At 67.2% G+C, this 22,443-nt stretch carries 19 protein-coding genes and 1 pseudogene; 10 read left to right on the forward strand and 10 right to left on the reverse strand.

Going from position 1 to position 22,443, the window contains the following annotated elements:
• Positions 1–33: 33 nt before the first annotated feature.
• Complete coding sequence (locus GAK28_RS11020) at positions 34–1,011, forward strand: TauD/TfdA family dioxygenase (protein ID WP_291778564.1); 978 nt, start codon at positions 34–36, stop codon at positions 1,009–1,011.
• Here the strand turns inward: GAK28_RS11020 and GAK28_RS11025 are convergent.
• Positions 1,008–1,259, reverse strand: a complete 252-nt coding sequence (locus tag GAK28_RS11025) for a hypothetical protein (RefSeq protein WP_291778566.1) — start codon at positions 1,257–1,259, stop codon at positions 1,008–1,010. The two genes, GAK28_RS11020 and GAK28_RS11025, sit on opposite strands and share 4 nt — an antisense overlap.
• 541 nt (positions 1,260–1,800) lie before the next feature.
• On the opposite strand from GAK28_RS11025, the pseudogene GAK28_RS11030 reads away from it, so the two are divergent.
• Positions 1,801–2,454: pseudogene (locus GAK28_RS11030) on the forward strand (response regulator).
• Positions 2,455–2,565: 111 nt separating this feature from the next.
• On the opposite strand, the gene rne reads toward GAK28_RS11030, so the two are convergent.
• Positions 2,566–6,132 (reverse strand): ribonuclease E, encoded by a 3,567-nt coding sequence (gene rne, locus GAK28_RS11035; protein WP_291778569.1) that lies wholly within the window; start codon positions 6,130–6,132, stop codon positions 2,566–2,568.
• Between the two features lie 351 nt (positions 6,133–6,483).
• Here rne and GAK28_RS11040 point away from each other — a divergent pair, with 351 nt between their 5' ends.
• Positions 6,484–7,431, forward strand: a complete 948-nt coding sequence (locus GAK28_RS11040; protein WP_291778572.1) for an RluA family pseudouridine synthase — start codon at positions 6,484–6,486, stop codon at positions 7,429–7,431.
• Positions 7,432–7,607: 176 nt separating this feature from the next.
• Here the strand turns inward: GAK28_RS11040 and GAK28_RS11045 are convergent, their stop codons facing one another.
• Together GAK28_RS11045 and GAK28_RS11050 are read right to left on the reverse strand one after the other, a co-directional pair.
• Complete coding sequence (locus tag GAK28_RS11045; RefSeq protein WP_291778575.1) at positions 7,608–9,005, reverse strand: CPBP family glutamic-type intramembrane protease; 1,398 nt, start codon at positions 9,003–9,005, stop codon at positions 7,608–7,610.
• Between the two features lies 1 nt (position 9,006).
• On the reverse strand, positions 9,007–9,348 hold the full coding sequence (locus GAK28_RS11050) for a 4a-hydroxytetrahydrobiopterin dehydratase (RefSeq protein WP_291778577.1): 342 nt from the start codon (positions 9,346–9,348) through the stop codon (positions 9,007–9,009).
• Between the two features lie 142 nt (positions 9,349–9,490).
• Between GAK28_RS11050 and GAK28_RS11055 the strand changes: the two genes are divergently transcribed.
• Complete coding sequence (locus GAK28_RS11055; RefSeq protein WP_291778580.1) at positions 9,491–10,084, forward strand: NfuA family Fe-S biogenesis protein; 594 nt, start codon at positions 9,491–9,493, stop codon at positions 10,082–10,084.
• 73 nt (positions 10,085–10,157) lie between these two features.
• Here the strand turns inward: GAK28_RS11055 and GAK28_RS11060 are convergent, their stop codons facing one another.
• The 6 genes from GAK28_RS11060 to GAK28_RS11085 form a co-directional block, all read right to left on the reverse strand.
• On the reverse strand, positions 10,158–10,505 hold the full coding sequence (locus tag GAK28_RS11060; RefSeq protein WP_291778582.1) for a cytochrome c: 348 nt from the start codon (positions 10,503–10,505) through the stop codon (positions 10,158–10,160).
• Between the two features lie 19 nt (positions 10,506–10,524).
• Complete coding sequence (locus GAK28_RS11065) at positions 10,525–10,845, reverse strand: cytochrome c (protein WP_291778584.1); 321 nt, start codon at positions 10,843–10,845, stop codon at positions 10,525–10,527.
• 98 nt (positions 10,846–10,943) lie between these two features.
• A complete protein-coding gene (locus GAK28_RS11070) occupies positions 10,944–12,164 on the reverse strand; it encodes a TraB/GumN family protein (RefSeq protein ID WP_291778587.1) in 1,221 nt (406 codons plus the stop codon).
• A 120-nt stretch (positions 12,165–12,284) separates the two neighbouring features.
• Positions 12,285–13,175 (reverse strand): carbon-nitrogen hydrolase, encoded by an 891-nt coding sequence (locus GAK28_RS11075; RefSeq protein WP_291778590.1) that lies wholly within the window; start codon positions 13,173–13,175, stop codon positions 12,285–12,287.
• A 47-nt stretch (positions 13,176–13,222) separates the two neighbouring features.
• Entirely contained in the window at positions 13,223–14,260 is a 1,038-nt protein-coding gene (locus GAK28_RS11080; protein ID WP_291778594.1) for an agmatine deiminase family protein, read from the reverse strand.
• 143 nt (positions 14,261–14,403) lie between these two features.
• Positions 14,404–14,730, reverse strand: a complete 327-nt coding sequence (locus GAK28_RS11085) for a hypothetical protein (protein ID WP_291778598.1) — start codon at positions 14,728–14,730, stop codon at positions 14,404–14,406.
• Between the two features lie 181 nt (positions 14,731–14,911).
• Here GAK28_RS11085 and GAK28_RS11090 point away from each other — a divergent pair, with 181 nt between their 5' ends.
• The 6 genes from GAK28_RS11090 (at position 14,912) to GAK28_RS11115 (ending at position 22,432) form a co-directional block, all read left to right on the forward strand.
• Positions 14,912–16,801, forward strand: a complete 1,890-nt coding sequence (locus tag GAK28_RS11090; RefSeq protein ID WP_291778601.1) for an ATP-binding cassette domain-containing protein — start codon at positions 14,912–14,914, stop codon at positions 16,799–16,801.
• Between the two features lies 1 nt (position 16,802).
• Complete coding sequence (locus tag GAK28_RS11095) at positions 16,803–17,792, forward strand: phosphoglycerate mutase (RefSeq protein WP_291778604.1); 990 nt, start codon at positions 16,803–16,805, stop codon at positions 17,790–17,792.
• On the forward strand, positions 17,789–19,498 hold the full coding sequence (gene recJ / locus GAK28_RS11100; protein ID WP_291778607.1) for a single-stranded-DNA-specific exonuclease RecJ: 1,710 nt from the start codon (positions 17,789–17,791) through the stop codon (positions 19,496–19,498). The genes GAK28_RS11095 and recJ overlap by 4 nt, the downstream gene beginning before the upstream one ends.
• Before the next feature lie 129 nt (positions 19,499–19,627).
• Entirely contained in the window at positions 19,628–20,602 is a 975-nt protein-coding gene (locus tag GAK28_RS11105) for a multidrug resistance efflux transporter family protein (RefSeq protein ID WP_291778610.1), read from the forward strand.
• A 42-nt stretch (positions 20,603–20,644) separates the two neighbouring features.
• Entirely contained in the window at positions 20,645–21,076 is a 432-nt protein-coding gene (locus GAK28_RS11110; protein ID WP_291778613.1) for a hypothetical protein, read from the forward strand.
• A 129-nt stretch (positions 21,077–21,205) separates the two neighbouring features.
• Positions 21,206–22,432, forward strand: a complete 1,227-nt coding sequence (locus GAK28_RS11115) for an MFS transporter (protein WP_291778616.1) — start codon at positions 21,206–21,208, stop codon at positions 22,430–22,432.
• Positions 22,433–22,443: the final 11 nt, after the last annotated feature.

A 22,443-nucleotide genomic window follows, 5' to 3' on the forward strand; every position in this document is an offset into this window, starting at 1 on the left:
CCCGCCTCCCTCCACCCTTACCGGACTCGCACCATGACGACCGCCACGCTCGATTCGCATGACTTCACCATCGACGACCTCGTTCCCGTCGGGGGCATGCCCCTGCGGTTGGACGTGGCGGGTGCGGGTAGCGCCGTGGCCTGGGCCACGGAACACCAGGACGCGGTACGGGCCATTCTCCACACGCATGGCGCGATGCTTATTCGCGGCCTCAACGTGCCGGGGAGCAGTCAGTTCGGCAAGATCCTGTCGACCTTGTTCGGCGGCGAGCTGGTCGAATACGTCTACCGTTCGACGCCACGTACCGGGCTTCGCGGCAACGTCTACACAGCCACCGAATACCCTGCGAGCGAGGTCATTCCCCAGCACAACGAAAACGCCTATTCGCGACAGTGGCCACTTCGCATCGGCTTCCTCTGCATGCTGCCTTCGGAGACGGGCGGGGAAACGCCCATCGGCGACAGCCAGCTCATCCACGACATGCTTCCGGCCTCCATCCGCGAGCGCTTCGAGGCGAAGGGGGTGATGTACGTGCGCAACTACTCCGATCTCGACCTGCCGTGGTCCGTGGTCTTCCAGACCGAGGACAGGGACGAGGTGGAGGCCTATGGCCGTGCCAACGGCATGACCTGCGAATGGCAGCCGGACGGTAGCCTGCGCACCGTGCAGGTGAACCCGGCCACGGCGATCCATCCGGTGACGGGGCAGCGCCTGTGGTTCAATCAGGCGCATTTGTTCCATGTGTCCAGCCTGGGCGAGGGTGCCGCCGCCAGCCTTGTCGCATCGGTGGGCGAGGAGAACCTGCCGCGTAACGCCTACTATGGTGACGGCACGCCCATCGAGGCGGAGACGCTCGCGTTCATCCGATCGGCCTACGAAAGCACCCGGATCCGGTTTCCGTGGGAGCGAAACGACCTGCTGCTACTGGACAACATGCGCTTTACCCACGGCAGGGAGTCCTTCACCGGTGCGCGCAAGGTGCTGACGGGCATGGCGTGCCCAAATCGCTAGGATCCGCCGACCTTCGCCGCCTTGGGCTTGCCGGCGCAGATCGACCGGTTCAGGGCCTTGTCGGCATCGCCCTGGTCGGCGGCGGTCAGCCGCGCGATGCAGCTTTCGTAGGTCTCGGGTGCCGGCGCCGTGGAGCGGGTGTCGAAGTACACGGCCGCCACGACCACCGCCAGGACGATGGCGATCCACGGGAGGTAATCGGTGAGGCTTCTCGGCACGGCGGGGTGGGGCAGTTGAGCTGACGGCAATCATACGACGCCAGCCGGTAGCGTGTGCACGTGGAGTCGGCACGGCCTTCACGCCGCGCCCATCGGGCTGCGGCAAGGCTGGGTACCTGGTGACGGAGAGGGGAATCCCATGGCGAACGATCACAAGAACAGCCTGGGGGCCCTTGCCGCGGGACGGCTGCTGACGGAGGCGGCGGGCGGTAAATGGGGGTCCGCGATTGTCATCCTGGCCGGCATCATCCTGTTGCGTCGCTGGGCGGCCGCACGTGCGGTCAGGCGGAACCGATTGGCCGCGCCAGACGGCTCCCCACGGGCCTCCGTGCCCCATCGGCACGATTTGTAAGAAAGGCCTCACACAGGCCCCGGGCGAAGGATGACAATATCCAAGGATATCTCTGCCCTGCGAGTGAGTGGGAACCCCACTACATGCCGTCGACCGCCGCCCCGATCATAGACATCCGCTGGTTGTCTCGCCTGCACATCTGGCATTGTATGTGTTCGCAGGCTGTGCTCCTCCGATGGGGAGGCGCTCAGAAGTACATCGGCCCAGGGAGGGCTTCTGATGATTAACGTAGTTTTGGTCGATGACCATGAATTGGTCAGGACCGGTTTCCGGATGATCCTGCAGCAGCAGGCGGATATCCGGATTTGAGGGGAGGCGTCATCGGCCGAGGAAGGCCTTCGCCTGATCCGCTCACAGGCACCGGATATCGCACTGGTCGACGTCCACATGCCGGGTATGAGTGGCGTGGAACTGACCGAGCGCGTCATCCGCGCCAAGCTTCGCACCAATATCGTCATCCTGACGGTGGTGGACGACGCGCGATTCCCCAAGCGCCTGCTCGATGCTGGCGCGCTGGGCTACCTCACCAAGGGCTGCTCCGCGGACGAACTCCTGAGCGCCGTGCGCCAGGTCGCGTCCGGCCGTCGTTACCTCGCACCCACGGTGGCCCAGCAACTCGCGCTCGCCACGCTCGATGGCTCGGATTCGCCGTTCGATACGCTGTCCACCCGTGAGATGGAGGTCTCCATGATGCTGGTGCGTGGCATGCCGCTCACCTCCATCGGCGAACGGCTCAACCTGAGCCCGAAGACCGTCTCTACGTACAAGCAGCGCCTGATGGAAAAGCTCCACGTCGATCACGTCGTGGGCCTCGCCCACCTGATGACCGTGCACGGATTGCTGGATACGCACAACCACCAGGTCGGTAGCTGATTCGATTCGATAGGGTTCAACGAAAACGCCGGGCATAGCCCGGCGTTTTCGTTTGGAACGTATCCGTCGAAAACCGGCCTGCCCGAAGGGACATGCCGGTTTTCCTGGCGATTACGACTGGGCGTTGTGGGACGACTCGTCGTTGCCGTGCGGTTCCTGGCGCGGACGGGTCAGGAGGTCGCCCTGGGTGGGCGGCGTCCAGCTCGGCCTTTCCGAAGGAGCGGCCGGCGCATGCGAGACATGCGACACGTTCGAGGCTTCGGGCGACTTGGGCGTCGGTGCCGCCGGCGGCTGAGGCGCGGCGACCGGGGTGACGTCCTGCGTCGGGGCAGGGGCGACCACCTTTTCGGTCTTCTCCGCCTCGGCGTCGTCCTTGGCGACAGGCTCGATCGGAGCCGAGACCGGCGAGGCTTCGGGCGCCGGGGCCGTCTCGATCACGGGCGTCGGAGCCGGGATCGGCGCGGCTTCAGGTGTCGGAGCCGCTTCGGCTACGGGCGTCGGGGCCGGTGCTTCGTGCTTCTCTTCGACCGGCGTCATCGCGACATCCTCGGCCTGGACCGTCGGTGCCTCAACCGTCTCGACCTTCACGGGCTCGACGTTCTTCTCGACCTTTTCCGCCTTCGGCGCTTCGTCGGCTTCCGGGATCAGGCCCCGGGCCGGCGTATCGAGCGCCGAGATGGCCTCGTCCGGAGAGGAGACCGGAGCCGGAGCGGCGGCCTGCACGATGGTTTCCACGGCCGGAGCCGTGGCCTCGACCACCGGTGCCGGTGCGGGTGCGGCGACGGGTGCCACCGACTCGGCGGCCACGTCGGTCACCTGGGCTGCCGACACGTCCTTCCGCGGCGCGTCCGATTCGGTCTGGCGACGTTCGGTCGTGCGGAGCTCGGCCGACTCGGCCGGCGTCGCGGCGACATCGACTGGTGCATCATGCGAGGTCGGCGTGGTGGCCGATGCGCCCGGGATGGGCGGCAGCTTCGGCAGCGAGGGCAGGGTCAGCGCTGAGGGCACCTTCTCGCCATCTTCTTCCGCCTGCGCCGGAGCGGGGCGGGTCGCCTCGTTGCGGGGCGGCTGCACCTTGAACGCGTTCTCGTTGGCTTCCGCAGTGTCGAGCACCGGCGGCACGCTGTCGCTGTCGCGCGCGGTGACCGGGGCGGCCTCGTCGCCGTCCTCGTCGTCGAGTTCGTCGGAACCTGAGCCTTCGATCGCGCCAGCCTGCGTGCCATCGTCCTGGCGACGGCGGCGACGACCACCGCGACGACCGCGACGACGACGCTGGCCGCCTTCACCGACGTCCTTCGTGCCGTCGGCGGACAGGTCGGCGTCTTCGCTCGTGATGTCGGTGGTCGAGGCGTTGGGCGCATCGACCTCGGCCACGACGGTAGCGGTGACCACCGCGGCACCGGCCGTGCCGGCCGCGAGCAGCTTTTCGTCGACCGCCGCCGGAGCGACAGGTGCGACGGCCTTCTCGGCGCGCGGCTGCTGCGGGGCCTGGGTGGCGGCGACCTTCTCGGTCTTCTCCGTCACCGGCTTGTCGACCTTCTCGCCCTGCGGCTGGCGCTCGCCGCGCGGCTGCTGCTGGCGACGGTTCTCGTTGCCGGCCTGGTTGGCGTTCTTGTCCTGCTTGTCCTGTTCCGGACGACCGCCCTGGCGACCGCCCTGGGCGGGCTGGCCGTCCTTCTGGCGATTCTTTTCCTCGCCCTGGCGCGGCTGCTGCTGGCCCTGCTTGTTGCCCTTGGCCTGCTGCTGGCCACCCTTGCCCTGCTGGACCTGGGTGTTGTCCTTGTCCTTGTTGCGCTGACCCTGCTGGCCCTGACGCGGTTCGCCCTTGCCACGACCTTCACCACGACGCTCGTCGCGGCGACCGTTACGGTCGTTGCGCTCGTTGCGACCACCCGAACGCGATTCCTCGCGACGGCTGCTCGGGGTCGGCTGCGCGGCCGGGGCCGGCTGCGAGGTGCCGCCGCCGAACAGGCTGCTGAACAGGCGCGAGAAGAAGCCGCCGGTGGGCGCGGCCGGTGCGGCCGTGCGGGCCGGCTGGGCGACCGGGGCGATCGGCTCCGGGGCTTCGTCGCGGATGGGGGCAGGCGAGGACGGCACGACGCCGGTCACCAGCGGCTGCTCGCCACTGCCCGGCATCTGGCCCATCTTCGGCAGCGGGGTTGCCGTAACCGGGGTGGTGCGCTCGTAGCTGGGCTTGCTGTGCTCGCCCATGTCCGCCTCGCGGATACGGGTGATCTCGAGATGCGGGGTCTCCAGCTTGTGGTCGGCGACCACCACCACGTGCACGTTGTGGCGGAGTTCGATCTCGACGATGCTGGCGCGCTTCTCGTTGAGAAGGAAGTTGGCGACCGACGGCGGCGCCTGCACCAGGACCTGCCCGGTGTTTTCCTTCATCGCGTGTTCTTCGATCAGGCGCAGGGTGGACAGCGCCAGGGATTCCACGCTGCGGATGTGGCCATGGCCTTCGCAACGCGGGCAGACGATCTGGGTGGCTTCGCCGAGGCTCGGGCGCAGGCGCTGGCGGGACATCTCCAGCAGGCCGAAGCGCGAGATGCGGCCGATCTGGACACGGGCGCGGTCGGCCTTGAGGGCGTCCTTCAGGCGCTCTTCCACCTCGCGCTGGTGGCGCGGGCTATCCATGTCGATGAAGTCGATCACGATCAGGCCACCGGCATCGCGGATGCGCAGCTGGCGGGCGATCTCGGTTGCGGCCTCGAGGTTGGTGTTGAACGCCGTTTCCTCGATGTCGCTGCCCTTGGTGGCCTTCGACGAGTTGATGTCGATGGCAGTGAGGGCTTCGGTCTGGTCGATCACGATCGATCCGCCCGACGGCAGGCGCACGTTGCGCTCGAAGATGCTCTCGATCTGCGTTTCGATCTGGTACCGCGAGAAGAGCGGGGTGGGATCCTGGTAGAGCTTGAGCTTGCGCAGGTTGTTCGGCATGACCTGCTGGACGAAATCGCGGGCGTCCTTGAAGAGGGACTCCTCGTCGATAAGGATCTCGCCAATGTCGTTGCGCAGGTAGTCGCGCAGAGCGCGGATGAACAGCTTGGATTCCTGGTAGATCAGGAACGGCGCCTTCTGCGAATTCGCGGCGGCCGAAATCGACTTCCACAGCTGCAGGAGGTAGTCGAGATCCCACTGGAGTTCCTCGGCGTCGCGGCCCATGCCGGCAGTACGCACGATGAGGCCCATCTCGTCGGGCACCGACAGATGCTCCATGGCCTCCTTGAGGGCCTGCCGGTCTTCACCCTCGATGCGACGCGAGACGCCGCCTGCACGGGGGTTGTTCGGCATCAGCACCATGTAGCGACCGGCGAGGCTGATGAAGGTGGTGAGAGCCGCGCCCTTGTTGCCGCGTTCTTCCTTCTCGACCTGGACGATGATTTCCTGGCCTTCCTTCAACAGTTCGCGGATGTTGGATTTGCCTTCCGCGTTCGGGTTGAAATACTCGCGGGCGACTTCCTTCAGCGGCAGGAAGCCGTGGCGCTCGGCGCCGTAATCGACGAAGCAGGCTTCCAGGGAGGGTTCGACGCGGGTGATGCGACCCTTGTAGATGTTGGCCTTTTTCTGTTCGCGGGACGGAATCTCGATATCGAGATCGTAGAGGTTCTGTCCGTCGACGATGGCCACGCGCAACTCTTCGCGCTGAGTCGCGTTGATCAACATACGCTTCATTGTAGGTTCCTCGGCCTTGCCGCGCGGCCGCGCGCCGCGGTGGCGCCCATGTGGCGGCCTGCCGGGGATCGCGCCGCTGCGATGAGGCTTAAAGCGGCATAAGATCCGGGACCGATACCTGGGCCCGGCGTGATTCGTGAATAAGCGCCTTGCAACCGGACCGCATCCCTACGGATGAACCGGACAACCGCAACCCGAACCGTTACGATGTGGGGTGCCATTCGCCCCCCGACCCCTCGGACGGGTTGACGCGACACTCGCCTTACGCGACGGAACCGGCACCCCGCGAGAGACGAGTCTTCAGCGGAGCCTGGCGCTGGCCGAGTATCCTATCAATTTCGAGTTTTATCAATGCAGACGGTAACTTCCCTCGACGGCGGCCAAGGTGTGCGCCTGCTCGAAATCGGTCCCGAGAGGGATGGCCAGCGTGTCGACAATGCCCTCATGACCCTCCTGAAGGGGGTGCCGAAGAGCCTTGTCTATCGCATTCTTCGCACGGGTCAGGTGCGGATCAACGGCAAGCGGGCGAAGCCGGAAACGCGCCTGGCCGCCGGCGATATGCTGCGAATTCCCCCGGTCCGGGTGGCTGAACGCGAGGAGGGCGTGGCCCCGGCGGGCATGGTCAAGGCCGTCGTTGACGCCGTGATCTTCGAGGACAAGCACTTTCTGGTGATCGACAAGCCGGTCGGCATCGCGGCCCACGGCGGCAGCGGCGTGAGCCATGGCGCCATCGAGCTGCTCCGGGCGGCCCGTCCCAAGGATCACCTGGAGCTCGTCCACCGCCTCGACCGCGACACCAGCGGCGTGCTGGTGCTGGCCAAGTCCCGATCGGGGCTGACTGGGTTGCAGGCCCTGATCCGCGACAACGCGGTCATCAAGCAGTACCTCTGCCTGATGGTCGGCACCCCGCGCCGAGCCAAGTTCGACGTGAACGAGCCCCTGCTGAAGTCGGTGATGCATGGCGGCGAGCGCATGGTGCGGGTAGACGACGCCGGCAAGCCGTCGTTGACCTTCTTCCAGGAGGTCGAGCAGTACAAGGGCTCCCGCCTAATGCAGGCCACGCTCGGCACGGGCCGCACCCACCAGATTCGCGTCCACGCCCAGTACATCGGTCATCCGCTGGCCGGCGACCCGAAGTACGGCGACGAAGAGGCCAACAAGCGCTTCCGCGGCCTGGGCCTGAAGCGGATGTTCCTGCACGCGTCGCGGATGAGTTTCGACCTGGATGGCCGAAACTACGACTTTTCGGCGCCGTTACCGGACGAATTGAAGACGTTCCTAGACAATCTCCGCGGCTAATCCTGTAGGAGCGCGCTTGCGCGCGACCCATGCAGGGCGGCCCGTTGGTCTGTAGGAGCGCGCTTGCGCGCGATGGGTCGACTCACCGTTTCGGCCCATCGCGCACAAGCGCGCTCCTACAAGGCTGCGTCAGGGTCGACCCAATCGCTTTGCCCTGGTCGCGCGCAAGCGCGCTCCTACATCAGGTAGCGGGCGCTGACTTCGAGGGAGCGGAGGATGCCGCCGGTCAGGTCGGCCTGGAGCATCACGGCGGCCGCGGCGTGGGCCAGCGCCACCGGCAGCAGCGAGCGATGGTAGGTGTACCACCAGGCCCAGCCCAGTTCGGCGACGAAGCACAGCTGCATCAACAGCCCGTTGGGCGTATGCAGCAGGGCGAAGGCGAGCGCCGTCAGCAGCACGGCGAAGGGGCGGGGCATGGCGCGGTCCAGCAGGCTGCCGGCCACGGCCAGCAGCAACCACTGCTGGAACAACGCCCAACCTATATAGAGTGCGGCGCGCCCCGGCGACGGCCACGCCAGTGGATGCCCGGCCACCGCGACCAGGCCAATGGCCACGGGGATTGCCAGGAGCGGCCAGCCAGCCATACGCCACGCGCCCGACCAGTGCCACTCGGGAATGAGACGCCGCCAGGTCAGGGCACCGGCGTAGGCCACGCCGAGCGCGAACATCAGCGATCCCGGAATCGACAACACGGGGCCCAAGCCCATGCCTGCGATGAGCCAGAGCGGGCCGGCCAGCACCAGGAGTGCGTCGGCGCCCCCGGCGCTGCCGCGCCGATGGGCTCGACGACCGGACACCAGGATCAGCACCAGGTAGATGGGTAGCGGAATCCAGGGCCATCCCGTCCAGTGCGACGCCGGCGGCGGAAGATCGCCGAAGGTCGCCAGTGGATCGTTGACGTACCGGGCGTCGCGCCAATGCAGCAGCGCCTCGGTGGGCAGTCCAGCGGGAAGCGGCGTGCCGCGTGTCGTGACCGGACCGGTACCGGCCGCAAGCCAGGCCTCGCGCAGGGTCAGGGTGGACTGGGCCGGAAGCTGCACGGTCAGCCGCAGCATCGCCAGGCGAGGCGGCAGGGCCACGGGTGCGCCGTCCGCCCCTTTCCAGGCCAACTGGTCGAGTCGGACCGTGCCCGGCAGGGGGCCGGCGGGAAGCGTGCCGATATCGGCGGAGAGCAGGGGAGAGATCAGAGTCTGCCGGGCGAGCAAGGCGTACTTGCCCCGGGCGGACGCCTTGATGTCCAGGTGCAGGGTGTCCAGTCGGCGAAGATCGACGGTACGGGCCAGCGGAAAACCGAGCTGGTTGACGCTGTCGTCCACGGTCTCCAGCAGGAGTCCTGCCGAGGACGAAGCCAGCACGCCCGTGCCGAAAGCGCGCCCGGCGACCAGGTCGTCCTTATCCGTGAAGTGCCAGTGCCACGGCGAATCGCCCGCCGCCAGAGCGGCGCGATCGGCCGCGCCGTTGTGCGCCAGGGTCTGGCGCACCACCCGGGAGGCGAAGGGCTGGATCAGGACGAACAGGGTCGCGGCCAGCAGGGCCGTTACCACCATGCTCCACAGGGGCGCGCGAGGTCTCACGTCAGCGATCGAGCAGGGCCTCGACGCGCGCGGCGCAGATGAAGTCGTTCAGCGACAGGCCGCCGACATCGTGGGTCGACCACAGCACATGGCAGTGGCCGTAGCCGGCTTCGAGGTCGGGGTGGTGGTCTTCCTGGTTGGCCATGAAGCCCACGGCGTTGATGAAACCGAGGGTGTGGTGGAAGTCCTTGAACGGGAAATCCTTGACGATGGCCTTGCCGTCGGCCGTGACCTTCCAGCCCGGCAGCGTGGCGAGATGGCCGTCGATGGCGGTGCGATCGAGCGCGTGCTCCGCGCCCTTGCGCGGCTGGCAGTGCTGGGTGGCGAGGGGGGAAAGCGTCATGGCCGGGTGTCCCTGGGAACGAAAGCGTGAAGCGTGGCGTGACGACGGTTGAATTGTCAAAACGGCGCGCTCATCTCGAAACCGTACTAAAATGGTGCTGTTTTCCGGCGGCCGTACGGCCGGACCCTGTTTCGGAGTTCCCATGATCGACATTTCGGAGCGCGCCCAGGCGCATTTCCAGCGTCTGCTGTCCCAGCAAGGCGAGGACGGCCTCGGTATCCGCCTGCGCGTGGTGTCCGCCGGCACGCCGGCCGCCCAGTGCGAACTCGAGTTCTGCGCCGCCGCGGAACTGGCCGGCGACGAGTGGACCATCGAGTGCGAGGGTTTCAACCTCTACGTCGATGGCGACAGCATGCGCTGGCTCGACCCGGCCAATATCGACTACGAGATGACGCCGACCGGCAGCCAGCTCAACATCCGCGCGCCGCGCATCAAGGGCGAGGCACCGGGCGAGGGCGCGGGGTTGGTCGAGCGCGTCCGCTACGTGCTGGAGTCGGAGATCGCGCCGCAGATCGCCTCGCATGGCGGCCGCATCTCGCTGGTGGAGGTCACGGCCGAGGGCGTGGTCGTGCTGCGTTTCGGCGGCGGTTGCCACGGCTGCGGCATGGTCGATGTCACGCTGAAGAACGGCGTTGAGAAGACCCTGCGCGAGCGGATTCCCGAGGTGACCGAGGTTCGCGACGTTACCGACCACGAAACGGGCGAGAAGCCGTATTTCGAGCGGAAGGCAGGATAACCCGCAACGATTTTCTCTGTAGGAGCGCGCTTGCGCGCGATCGCGCGCAAGCGCGCTCCTACAGAGGGTGGCGTTATTGCTGCACGTGGCCTTCCAGCCCCTGCAACTTCGTCGGCAGGCTGGAGAAGTAGGCGGAGATGTCGCTGATGTCCTGGTCGGACAGCGTGGCGGCGAAGCCCTTCATGATGGCGTTGTTGCGGCGGCCGTCCTTGTACTCGTGCAGCGACTGCGCAAGGTAGTCGGCGTACTGGCCGGCCAGGCGCGGGTACTGCGGATCGACGGCGTTGCCGTCCTTGCCATGGCAGGCCACGCAGGTGGCAACTTTTTTGGCGCCCTCGGCGGGGTCGCCAGCGGCGATGGAGGAGGTGGCGGTCAGCGCCAGCAGGGCGGCGATGGCGGTCAGGGTGATCCCACGGATCATCGTATGCGTCCTCGGCGGCTTACTTGGCGAGACTGGAGAGATAGGCGGCGATGTCGGCGATTTCCTGGTCCGACATGCTCTGTGCCTGGGCGCCCATCGTCGGGTGCGTGCGCTCACCACTCTTGTAGGCCTTCAGCGCATTGACGAGGTATTGCTCGTTCTGGCCCGCGATATGGGGCACGTGGTAACTGGGATAGGCGTTCGAGTACCCGGGAATGCCGTGGCACCCCTGGCACGTATAGACGAGCGTTCGCCCGTTGGCCTTGTTTCCTTCGGCGTGCGTCGCGAAAGCGGCGCACATGGCTACAGCGGTCAGACCAATCAGATGCAAACGCTTCATCAATGGGTTCCCTGGGTGCCGGGCGGGGCCGGGGTAAAAGTAGCCCCCGGAGTATAGAAGCGGTCCGCGACGCGGGACAACTCGGCCCAGGGCTGGCCCTAGAAAAGCGAACGCAGGATATAGAACCCGGCGATGTACTCGCCCGCGATGGTGCCGACGCAGACCAGGAAGAAATTCAGCAGCGTGCGCGCCACCCGGTTCTTCCACCAGCCGGTCCAGTGGGTGATGTCGTCGCGCAGGCGTTCGAAGTCGCCCACGCGCGGCTTGCGGATCCAGGCCTCGACCATCGCGCTGATGGCGCCCGACGGGATGCCCGGCCGGAAGGGCTTGATCGGGCCGGCGACGAAGGCGGCCACGATGCTGAGCGGATGCGCGCCCGCGATGAGCGCGCCCAGTGCCGACAGACCGCCAGTGAGCAGTACCCAGCTCATCAGCGCGTCCTTGCCGAGGCTCGGGTTGCGATAGAAGGCGAAGCCGATGACGGCGAAGATCGCCAGCACGACACCCACCACGAGGTACTTCGGCCACTTCGCCGCGGGCGGGGTCACGGCGAGGTCGTCGGCCGTGGCGCGTGCGTCGCCGTGCTGGTTGGCGAGCTGCTCGCTCATGCCCTTCAGATGACCGGCACCGATCACCACGAGCACCTTGCGCGACGGCGCGTCGACATCCATGCGCTCGCCGTTCTCGCGTAGGCGGGCGGCCATGAACTGGTCGCGTTCGGCGATCAGCGCGTGATAAAGCGGGGCAGACCCTTGGGCGAAATCGCTGAAGGCGCTTTCGAGCAGGTCGGACTGCTTGAGTTTCTCGATGTCTTCCTCGGCGATGTCCTCGCGCTCGAACACGCTGCCCAGCATGCCGGCGAGCAGGCCGAAGCGCTGGAAGAAGCCGATGCTGCGCCAGGCGCGCTTGAGCGTGGTGCCCACTTCGCGATCCACCAGCCACACCGGCGTGCCGCGCGCCTCGGCGCCGTCCATCGCGGCCTTCATTTCCGCGCCGGGCTCGATGCCGTACTGCGAGGCAAGGCGCTTCTGGAACGAGCCGAGCACGAGGCTCGCCGCGACCATGCCGGCCTTGCCCTGGCGGATGACCTGGAACAGGTCCATCTGCTTGAACGCTTCCGGATCGCGGATGCCATGAGCACGGCTGGCACACAGCTCGACCGCCACGGCGTCGAAGTGCTCGGTGTCGAGCAGGGCCTCGACGGCCTGCACGCTCGCCCGCGACACATGCGCGGTGCCGAGGATGACGTACTGGACGCCGTCGCGCTCCATGCGCTGGATCGGTTGGCCTTCCAGGGCTGCTACTTCGGTTTGGGTCATCTCGTCCGGGAGCATTCGGTATTCCAGCGCGTGGGAATGGAGCGTAAGGCGTGAATCAACCGTAGTGGGGCGTGAACCGCGAAGCGCAAGGGGCGCGTCGGCGGTTCGCGCGATAGGCGGTCAGTCGCGGAAACGCTTCGTCAGGTCACCGTAGGCGTCGATGCGGCGATCGCGCAGGAACGGCCAGATCCGGCGCACGTGTTCGCTGCGCTCCATGTCCACCTCGCAGATCAGCAACTCGGCCGCGTCGGTGCTCGCCTGGGCGAGGAACTCGCCCTGCGGACCCGCGACGAAGCTCGAACCCCAGAACTGGATGCCGCTGCCCACGTTGGTCGGGTCGGCTTCGTAGCCCGTGCGGTTGCACGACAGCAGGGGCAGGCCGTTGGCGACGGCGTGGCCGCGCTGCACCGTGATCCAGGCCTCGCGCTGACGGGCCTTCTCGGGGTCGTTGTCGTTGGGGTCCCAGCCGATCGCGGTGGGATAGAACAGCAGGTCGGCGCCGGCCAGCGCCATGAGACGCGCGGCTTCCGGATACCACTGGTCCCAGCACACCAGCACGCCGAGCTTGCCCACCGAGGTGCGGATCGGCTCAAAGCCGATGTCGCCCGGCGTGAAGTAGAACTTCTCGTAGAACGCCGGATCGTCGGGGATGTGCATCTTGCGGTATTTGCCGGCGATCTCGCGCGAGCGATCGAAGACCACGGCGGTGTTGTGGTACAGGCCGGTGGCGCGCTTCTCGAAGATCGAGGCGACGACGACGAGCTTCAGCTCTTCCGCGAGCGTGCCGATGCGATCGGTGCCCGGGCCAGGGATGGTCTCGGCCAGGTCGAACACGTCGACGCTTTCGTGCTGGCAGAAGTACGGGCCGTTGTGCAGTTCCTGCAGCAGCACCAGTTCCACGCCGGCCGCGGCGGCCTTGCGCAGGCCGGCCTCGATCGCGTCGAGGTTGGCGTCGCGGCTGCCGTGGTCGGTTTCCTGGAGGAGGGCGACCTTGAGGGTCTTGCGGGTCATGTCGTCGATCCTCGCGCGGCCAGCGCCGCGCCGGTGATGAAAGGGAATTACTTGGCGATGTCGGCCGGCAACTGCATCGTGATGCAGTGCAGGCTGCCGTTCTGCCAGATCAGCGGACGGCACGGCACCTGCACCACTTCGCGGCCCGGATGGGCTAGGCCGATGATGCGGGCCGCCTCGTCGTCCACACGGTCGCCGTAGGCCGGCACGAGCACCGCGCCGTTGACGATCAGGTAGTTCGCATAGGACGCCGCGAGGCGGCGACCCTCGTCGAGGATCGGCTGCGCCCAGGGCAGCGGATGCAGCGGGTACGGCTTGCCTTCCGGCGAACGCAGCGCGGCAAGCTCTTCGCCCATGCGGCCCAGCTCCGCGTGATGCGGGTCGCTGGCGTCGTCGCAGGCCTGGTAGACGATGCCGCCGTCCGGGCTGAAGCGCGCGAGCGTGTCGATGTGGGCGTCGGTGTCGTCGCCCTCGAGGTAGCCGTGGTCCAGCCACAGCACGCGATCGGCGTGCAGGGTGGTGGCCAGCGTCTCGGTCATCGATTCGCGCGACAGCTGGGGGTGGCGCTGGGTGAGGCACTTCCAGGTGGTGAGGATGGTGCCCTTGCCGTCGCTTTCGATGCCGCCGCCTTCCAGCGCCCAGTCGATGCGCTGGTGCGGCAGGCCGGAGAGCACGCCGCGCTGGAGCAGGCCCGCGATGATCGCGTCGTCCTGTTCCGCGCCGAACTTGCCGCCCCAGCCGGTGAAGCGGTAATCGTTGAGCAGCACGCCGTCCGGGCCGGTGAGGGTAATCGGACCCGAATCGCGCAGCCAGGTGTCGTCGTACGGCAGCTCGATGAAGTGCAGTCGCGACATGTCGGCACCGGCCTGCTCGGCCAGCAGGCGCGCACGTTCACGCAATTCGGCGTCGGCCACGATGACGTGGAGCGGCTCGAAGCGGGTCACGGCGGCGGCCAGGGCGACGTAGGTGGTCTCCACCTCGGCCAGGCGGTCGGCCCAGTCGGTGTCCGCGTGCGGCCAGGCGATGAGGACGCCGGCCTGCGGCTCCCATTCGGCGGGCAGGCGGTAGGAGGAGCGATCGGTCATGGTCGTGAAGAGGCTGCTTGGGGGAAGCCGCCTATTGTAAGGCTTCCGCATGACCCGTGCTTTTCACCCGCAACGGCTGTCGTAGGAGCGCGCTTGCGCGCGATTCACGGTTGCCGCCAGCCCCATCGCGCGCAAGCGCGCTCCTACAAGGGGTTGGAGGGGTTCTTGTTGTTGCCGGCCGGCGTGTTCAGCACGGTGTGGATCACCCGGCTGCGCTCGAAATAGACGATATAGCCCGGATACATCCAGCGATTGATCACCGGCTGCTTCGGGTGGCCCCCGCCGCGGGCGTCGAGCTTCGATGTGGGCGTGCCGAAGCGGCGCTCGACCTCGGTCATGCTCATGCCCTTGGCCGGCAGGTTCATGGCCTGCTCCTGCTGCACGCGCTGGACGAGTAGGTTGTCGCCGGCATGGGCGGACGAGGCCGAGGCGATCGCCAGGGCGAGCGCAGCGAAAACAGGCTTGAACATGGACATAAAGGCTCCGTCGCGCTCCCCAAGGCGGCGCAGGACGCCGTTGTAGCAGATCGCCCCCGGCCGTGCCATGGGCGGCGCGCGGCGGCCTTCACGGCTGTGTGCTGCGTCGCGTTTCGGGCGACGCGGCGCGGCCGGGCCGCTATCATGCGCAGTCGCCTATCGCTGATTGCCTGCCATGATCTCCTTCCGCAACCTCGCCCTGCGCCGGGGCAGCCGCACGCTGCTCTCGCAGATGGACCTCACGATCCAGTCCGGATGGAGCCTCGGCGTCATCGGCCGCAACGGCTGTGGCAAGTCCACGCTGTTCGCCGCGCTGAAGGGCGAGCTGGAGCCGGAGGTCGGCGACCTCGACATGCCGTCCAAGGTCCGCCTGGCCTCGGTGGCGCAGGAAACCCCGGCACTGCCGGACCCGGCCATCGAGTACGTGCTGGGCGGTGACGTGGACGTGGCCGCGGCCCTCAAGGCCGAGCAGGACGCCTATATCGCGGAAGATCACGAAGCCGTCGCCCGCGCCCACCATCGCATCGAAGAACTCAACGGCTACGACGCGCGTGCCCGCGCCGGCCGCCTCATGCACGGCCTGGGCTTCAGCCCCGAGACTCACAAACAGGCCGTCGCCTCGTTCTCCGGCGGCTGGCGTGTGCGCCTCAACCTGGCCCGCGCCCTGATGGCGCCGTCCGACCTGCTGCTGCTCGACGAGCCCACCAACCATCTCGATCTCGATGCCGTGCTGTGGCTGGAGGAATGGCTGCGCCGCTACCAGGGCACGCTGCTGATCATCTCGCACGATCGCGAATTCCTCGACGCGGTCACCTCGCACACGATGCACCTGCACGACGGCACCGCGAAGCTCTACACCGGCAACTACACGGCCTTCGAACGCCAGCGCGCCGAGCACCTGCGCCAGCAGCAGATCGCGCACGAGCGCGAGCAGGCCGAGCGCGCCCACCTGCAATCCTTCATCGACCGCTTCAAGGCGAAGGCCAGCAAGGCCAAGCAGGCGCAGTCGCGCATGAAGCGCCTGGAGAAGATGGCCGGCACCGAAGCCGTGCGCGCCGAGCGTTCCTTCAGCTTCGCGTTCCCCACGCCGGATCGCCTGCCCACCTCCATGTTGCAGCTCGACCACATCGACGCCGGCTACGGCTCGCACGTGGTGCTGCGCGACGTCGCCTTCGGTCTGGAATCGGGCGACCGTATCGGCCTGCTGGGACCGAACGGCGCCGGCAAGTCCACGATGGTGAAGTCGCTGATGGGCGAGCTGGAACCACTGGTAGGCGAACGCGGTTTCCACAAGGACACCAAGATCGGCTACTTCGCCCAGCACACGGTGGAAAGCTTGATCGAAGGCGCGAGCCCGTTCGACCATCTCCAGCAGAAGGCGCCCACCACCGGCGCACAGATCCTGCGCGATTACCTCGGCACCTGGAACTTCCCCGGCGATCGCGCCTTCGAACCGGTGGACGCGTTCTCCGGTGGCGAGCGCGCTCGCCTGGCGCTGGCGCTGATCGCGTGGGACAAGCCCAACCTGCTGCTGCTTGACGAACCGACGAACCATCTCGACCTCGACATGCGCGAAGCCCTGGCCGACGCGCTCGCCGCGTTCGACGGTGCGCTGGTGCTGGTCTCGCATGATCGCCACCTGCTCGGCATGGTGTGCGACGAATTCTGGCGCGTGGCCGATGGCGACGTCGCGCCATTCGATGGCGACCTCGACGACTACGCGAAGTGGCTGCGCACGCGCGCCACGACACGCAAGACGGCGGCCGTGGCTTCCGCCGCAGCCGAGGCGCCTATTCAGAGTTCCGCGAAGGAAAAGCGCAAGCTCAGCGCCGAGGAGCGCGAAAAGGAAAAGCCGCTGCGCGCGCGGGTGAAGAAGATCGAAACGCTCATCGCCACCATGGACAAGGAGCTGACCCAGATCGAGGGCAAGCTCGCCGACCCCGCCGTATACGGCGGTCCCACGACCGAGCTGATGCGTCTTGGCCAGCGCCAGGCCGAACTGCGCGGCGAGAAGGAAGCCCTCGAATTGGAATGGCTCGAACTCCTCGAAAAGCTCGACGCCTGACATGGCCAACGTCCTGCATCTGCTGCTGCCGGGACGCGACAAGCTCGCGCATATCCCTGAATTCACGGCATGGCTGGCACGCGGTACGTCGCTGCCATCGGCGGTGCCGGGTTACCTCGCCGCGCTGGCCGAACATTTCCGCTGGCCCTCGGGGCCACTGCCCGCCGCCGCGCTGATTCGTCAGGCGGTGGCCGGCGATGCAGGCGATGCGCTCTGGTTGTGCGCCGATCCTGCCTGGGTGCAGCCGGAACTCAACGGTGCGCGTCTGCTCGGTTGCGGCAATCTTGGTGTCTTGCCGGAAGAGGCCGAGGGCATGGTGGTGGCGCTCGCCGAAACCTTCTCCGCCGAAGGCATGAGCCTGTCCGTGGGCGACCCGCAGCACTGGCAGCTTCGCGTGCCCGAGTACGTCGGCGTGCCTGCGTTCCCCGAGCCCGAGGAGGCACTGGGCGCCGATCTGTTCGAACAGCTTCCGCAAGGCGAGGAGGGCCGACGCTGGCGCGCGCTGCTCAACGAAGCGCAGGTCGTGCTGCACAACCATCCCACCAACGCGCTGCGCACACGCGAAGGCCTGCCGCCGATCAACAGCGTCTGGCTATGGGGCGCGGGCGTGCTGCCCGATTGGGTGGAGTGCGGACAGCAACGCATCTATAGCGACGACCTGCTGGTGTGGGCTCTGGCGCAGAAAGCCGACGTCGAAGTCCAACCCCGTTCGGCCCTGCTTTCCGGTGGCACTAACGAAACCCGGACTTCTGTAGGAGCGCGCTTGCGCGCGATGCACGCTGGCGACACCCCCGAATCGCGCGCAAGCGCGCTCCTACAGATAAGCCTGCTCGACCTCCAGGACATCCAACCCACCGCCTTCGAACGCGACTGGTGGCCCATGCTCCAGTCCCACCTCGACGCCGGCACCGAACTGCGTCTCTCTTTCGCCGACGGACGCCGCATGGTGCTGCGCAAGCGGCATCGCCTGCGTTTCTGGCGCAAGGCATGACCGGCAAGCTCTGGTATCGCCGCGCCGTCGCCACCGCACCCAGCGGCTGGCCCGCGTGGGCGCATCCGGTGATCCAGCGCATCTACGCCGCGCGCGGCGTCTGCACGCCCGACGAGGCGGACCACAAGCTGGCGCGCATGCTTTCACCGGCCCAGATGGGCGGCATGGAGCGCGCCGTGGCCCTGCTCGCGCAGGCCATCGACGAAGGCTGGCGCATCGTGGTCGCGGGCGACTACGACTGCGACGGCGCGACCGGCACGGCCGTGGCGGTGCGCGGCCTGCGCTTGCTTGGCGCGAGTCAGGTTCGCCACATGGTACCGAATCGTTTCGTCCACGGCTACGGTCTCAGCGAAGCGCTTGTCGCCTCGCTCGACCCCGCACCGGACCTCATCGTCACCGTCGACAACGGCGTAGCGAGCATCGCCGGTGTCGAAGCGGCGCACGCACGTGGCATCCGCGTGCTCGTCACCGATCATCATCTGCCGGGCGACGTGCTGCCCAACGCCGATGCGATGGTGAATCCGAATCTCTCCGGCGACGGCTTCCCGAGCAAGGCGCTCGCGGGTGTCGGCGTCATGTTCTATCTTCTGCTCGGCTTGCGCGCGGCGTTGCGCGAGCAAGGTCGTTTCCCACAAGGCGAGCCGGACCTCGGCGCGTTGCTCGACCTGGTCGCATTGGGCACGGTGGCCGATCTCGTGCCGCTGGACTTCAACAACCGCGTGCTGGTGGAAGCGGGCCTGAAGCGCATGCGCGCTGGCAAGGCCTGCGCAGGTATCACAGCGCTGGTCGAGGCGAGCAACCGTTCCATCGCCACCGTGGCCGCCACCGACCTGGGTTTCGCCATCGGTCCGCGTCTCAACGCGGCGGGGCGCCTGGAAGACATGTCGCTCGGCGTCGCGTGCCTGCTCACCGACGACATCGCCATCGCCCGCCGTTACGCCGAACAGCTCTCCGCGATCAACCAGGAACGCCGTGAGATGCAGGCGGGCATGGTGGACGAGGCCGAGCGCATGGTCACCAAGGCGGCGCATGTGGACGCGGTGGGCGTGGCGCTGTTCGATCCCGGCTGGCACGCGGGCGTCGTCGGCCTGGTCGCCTCGAAGCTCAAGGACAAGCTGCATCGCCCTGTCATGGCCTTCGCGCCCGCCGGCGACGACAGCGACGAACTGCGTGGCTCGGCGCGTTCCATCGCTGGCTTCCACATCCGCGACGCGCTGGCCGAGATCGACGCGAAGCACCCTGGGTTGATCCTGCGTTTTGGCGGCCACGCGATGGCCGCCGGCATGAGCCTGCGCGCGGCGGACTTCGCACGCTTCGTCGCCGCTTTCGACGCCGTAGCCACCGCGCACCTCGACGAGGAGCGCTTGCAGGCCTCGATCCACACGGACGGCGAACTCGACTACCGCGACCACACCCTCGACCTGGCACGGCAACTGCGCCATGCCGGGCCGTGGGGCCAGGGCTTCCCGCCGCCGCTGTTCGAGAACGTTTTCGAATGCGCGTCATGGAAGCCGATGGGCACGCGCCACCTGCGTTTCCAGCTTCGTCACGAACAAGGCGGCGCACCGCTGGATGCCGTGATGTTCAGCTGCTACGACGGCACGCCACCCCCGCAGCGCTTCCGCGCGGCGTACGAACTCACCGTCAACGACTGGCAGGGCAGGGAAAGCGTGCGGCTGCTGCTGACGCACCTCGAGCCGCTCTGACCGGGCGACGGCTTTTGTAGGAGCGCGCAAGCGCGCTCCTACAGAAAAACGGGTCGCGTCCCGCAGTCGGGATGCATGTCGCCTCGATCTGGCATAGTCGACCCACCCATGTCGATCATCAATGTCCCCATGCGTCCTACTGCCCTCAAAGCCGTGGCGATCGCGCTGTTGTCGGCGCTGTTCTTCGCGTGCACCTATGTGTTCAACCGTGCCATCGTCAGTGGCGGTGGTCATTGGCAATGGGCGGTGATCCTGCGCTACCTCATCACGTTGCCGTTGCTCGCGGCGGTGCTGCCGTTCCAGGGCGGCCTGGGCAAGCTGCCCTATGAGTTACGTACGTACCCGCGTACCTGGTGGTTGTGGAGCAGCGTGGGCTTCGTGCTGTTCAGCATCCCGCTGACCTGGGCCGCCACCAGTGGTCCGTCCTGGCTGGTGGCGGGGAGTTTCCAGACCACCGTGCTTGCCGGGCCATTGCTCGCCCCGTTCATCTATCGCGACGAGCGCGCCCGGTGGCAGGTCGGTGCCCTGGCGATCGGCGCGCTGATCGTGGGCGGCGTGATGTTGCTCCAGGTGGGGCATGCGAACGGTTCGCTCGACGCCGCCGCATGGCTGGCCGTGGCGGCGGTGATGTTCTCGGCGTTCGCCTATCCGCTGGGCAACCGCATGATCCTCCTGCACCTGGAGCGCAGCGGCACCCGGCTGGGCGCCGTGCAACGGGTCTTCGGCATGACGCTGGCGAGCTGGCCGCTGTGGCTGTTGCTGGCCGTGGTGACCTGGGCCACCGTCGGGCCGCCGACGGGGCGCGAGGTGCTGCTCGCGGGCGGTGTGGCCCTGTCCTCGGGTGTCATCGCTACGGTGCTGTTCTTCCACGCGACCGAGAGTGTGGGCCGGAATCCGACCGCGCTGGCGGCGGTGGAGGCCATGCAGGCCGCCGAATTGCTGTTTGCCACAGGGATCGGCGTCGCCTTCCTCGGCGAGCCGTTCCCGGACGCGCTGGCCGCGTTCGGCGCAGTCGCCATCGTGCTGGGCATCGTGCTGTTTGCCTGGGTGAGCGGCCGCGAATCAGCCATCGACCCGGCATCGGCGAGCGACAGGGGCGCCTGACACACGGACGGCGTAGGCTGTGTGCTCCTTCCGGAGTCCGTCATGAAAGCTGTCGCGCTCGCCTTGTTCCTTTCCCTTCCGGCTTTCGCCCAGGCCGGGCCGCCGCCCGGCACCCATGGCGAGCCCGCGCCGGCCGCCGAGCCGATGCGCCGTTTCGAGTGGCGGGACGCCAAGGCGGGGTTCACCTTTGTCGGGCCGGAGCGCTGGGCGGGGGTGGTGCAGGCCGTCGCCTTGACGCACGGGGATGGCGTGCGCTTCGTCGCCGCCGGGAAGACCGTGGCTACCTTGCATAGCGAGGATAAGAAGGGGTTGTCGATCGACGAGGCGTCGGCTGATCGGGTGCTCTCCCGCCATGGGAATCGGGTGGTGACCTTTACCCTTGGTGACGACGCCGGTGACCTGGGGTTGTCCGATGAAGAGCTGGCGGCGGCGGTGCGGTGGGATGGGGCCGTGAGCGGCGAGGCTTCCCGGTAGGGTCGCGCGCAAGCGCGTTCCTACACATACATTGATTCGTCCTGAGTATTGAACGGGAGCTTTTGCTCTATCGATTCGACTCAATTCAGGGTCTAACCTTTTCTTATGGTTCATTCCCTGGAGGTTCTTGTGGACGGCTCGTCGTCCGCCGCGCCGGCGGTGTTGGTTGATCGGCGCATTCGTCATGGCACGCCGGCGTTTCGGCGCACCAACCTGGCCCTGTTCTCGTCGGGCTTCGCCACGTTCGGGCTGCTGTACTGCGTGCAGCCGTTGCTCCCTGCCTTCTCGCGTGCCTTCGGTGTCGATGCCGCCGGTAGTTCGCTGTCGCTGTCGGTCACCACGGGCGTGCTCGCCGTGGCGATGCTGTTCGCGGGCGCGCTGTCGGATATGTGGGGGCGCAAGCCGGTGATGCTTGCATCATTGCTGGGGTCATCGTTGCTGGTGCTGGCGACGGCGATGGCGCCGAACTGGACGAGCCTGCTGGTGCTGCGCGCAATGCTCGGTGTGACGCTGGCTGGCTTGCCCGCTGTGGCGATGACGTATGTCAGTGAGGAGATCCACGCCGATTCGCTCGGTTTCGCCATGGGCCTCTATATCGGTGGCAATGCCATCGGTGGCATGGGTGGTCGCCTCATCTCCGGCTTTGCGGCGGATCATTCCTCTTGGCGTGTTGCCGTCGGCGTGATCGGTGCGCTGGGTCTGGTCGCTTGTGCGCTGGTGGCGAAAGGGCTGCCGCCCTCGTTGCATTTCGAGCCGCGTCGCGCGCATCCGCGTGCGTTGTTGTCGTCGTTCGGCTCGTTGTGGCGTGACAAGGGCTTGCCGTGGCTGTTTGCCGAGGCGTTCCTGCTGATGGGCGCCTTCGTCACGATTTACAACTATGCGTCGTATCGACTGCTGGCGCCGCCGTTCTCGCTGTCACAGTCGCATGTGGGTGCGATCTTCATGGTGTACCTGATCGGCGTGGGTAGTTCCGCGTGGATGGGGGCGATTGCCGGCAAGCTGGGGCGCCGTCGTGTGTTGTGGACGGCGTTCGTGATCACCCTGGCGGGTGTGGCGCTGACGGCGACGCAGTCGCTGTGGGCCATTGTCACCGGCATCGCGCTGGTGACCTTTGGGTTCTTCGGCGGGCATTCCATTGCGAGTAGTTGGGTGGGCAAGCGGGCGCCGCTGGCTAAGGCGCATGCGTCGTCGTGCTATCTGTTTTCGTATTACATGGGGTCGAGTATCGCCGGGTCGTTGGGTGGCTTTGCGTGGACGCATGCGGGGTGGAATGGTGTCGCTATGTACGTAGGTGTGCTGGTGGTGGCGGGGTTGGTGATTTCGTTGAAACTTCGGCGGTTGGAGCCGTTGGGGTAGGGGAGCGTTGC

This window comes from Luteibacter sp. (assembly GCF_009912395.1).
In the GTDB taxonomy this organism is placed as follows: Bacteria; Pseudomonadota; Gammaproteobacteria; order Xanthomonadales; family Rhodanobacteraceae; genus Luteibacter.

What these genes read in the sequence shown, in the direction of transcription:
- GAK28_RS11055 (WP_291778580.1), top strand. Translation starts at nt 9,491, where the DNA reads ATGATCGACATTTCGGAGCGCGCCCAGGCGCATTTCCAGCGTCTGCTG.
- GAK28_RS11040 (WP_291778572.1), top strand. Translation starts at nt 6,484, where the DNA reads ATGCAGACGGTAACTTCCCTCGACGGCGGCCAAGGTGTGCGCCTGCTC.
- GAK28_RS11085 (WP_291778598.1), bottom strand. Translation starts at nt 14,730, where the DNA reads ATGTTCAAGCCTGTTTTCGCTGCGCTCGCCCTGGCGATCGCCTCGGCC.
- GAK28_RS11020 (WP_291778564.1), top strand. Translation starts at nt 34, where the DNA reads ATGACGACCGCCACGCTCGATTCGCATGACTTCACCATCGACGACCTC.
- GAK28_RS11095 (WP_291778604.1), top strand. Translation starts at nt 16,803, where the DNA reads ATGGCCAACGTCCTGCATCTGCTGCTGCCGGGACGCGACAAGCTCGCG.
- GAK28_RS11105 (WP_291778610.1), top strand. Translation starts at nt 19,628, where the DNA reads ATGCGTCCTACTGCCCTCAAAGCCGTGGCGATCGCGCTGTTGTCGGCG.
- GAK28_RS11080 (WP_291778594.1), bottom strand. Translation starts at nt 14,260, where the DNA reads ATGACCGATCGCTCCTCCTACCGCCTGCCCGCCGAATGGGAGCCGCAG.
- recJ (WP_291778607.1), top strand. Translation starts at nt 17,789, where the DNA reads ATGACCGGCAAGCTCTGGTATCGCCGCGCCGTCGCCACCGCACCCAGC.
- GAK28_RS11075 (WP_291778590.1), bottom strand. Translation starts at nt 13,175, where the DNA reads ATGACCCGCAAGACCCTCAAGGTCGCCCTCCTCCAGGAAACCGACCAC.
- GAK28_RS11065 (WP_291778584.1), bottom strand. Translation starts at nt 10,845, where the DNA reads ATGAAGCGTTTGCATCTGATTGGTCTGACCGCTGTAGCCATGTGCGCC.
- GAK28_RS11110 (WP_291778613.1), top strand. Translation starts at nt 20,645, where the DNA reads ATGAAAGCTGTCGCGCTCGCCTTGTTCCTTTCCCTTCCGGCTTTCGCC.
- GAK28_RS11070 (WP_291778587.1), bottom strand. Translation starts at nt 12,164, where the DNA reads ATGACCCAAACCGAAGTAGCAGCCCTGGAAGGCCAACCGATCCAGCGC.
- rne (WP_291778569.1), bottom strand. Translation starts at nt 6,132, where the DNA reads ATGAAGCGTATGTTGATCAACGCGACTCAGCGCGAAGAGTTGCGCGTG.
- GAK28_RS11050 (WP_291778577.1), bottom strand. Translation starts at nt 9,348, where the DNA reads ATGACGCTTTCCCCCCTCGCCACCCAGCACTGCCAGCCGCGCAAGGGC.
- GAK28_RS11060 (WP_291778582.1), bottom strand. Translation starts at nt 10,505, where the DNA reads ATGATCCGTGGGATCACCCTGACCGCCATCGCCGCCCTGCTGGCGCTG.
- GAK28_RS11090 (WP_291778601.1), top strand. Translation starts at nt 14,912, where the DNA reads ATGATCTCCTTCCGCAACCTCGCCCTGCGCCGGGGCAGCCGCACGCTG.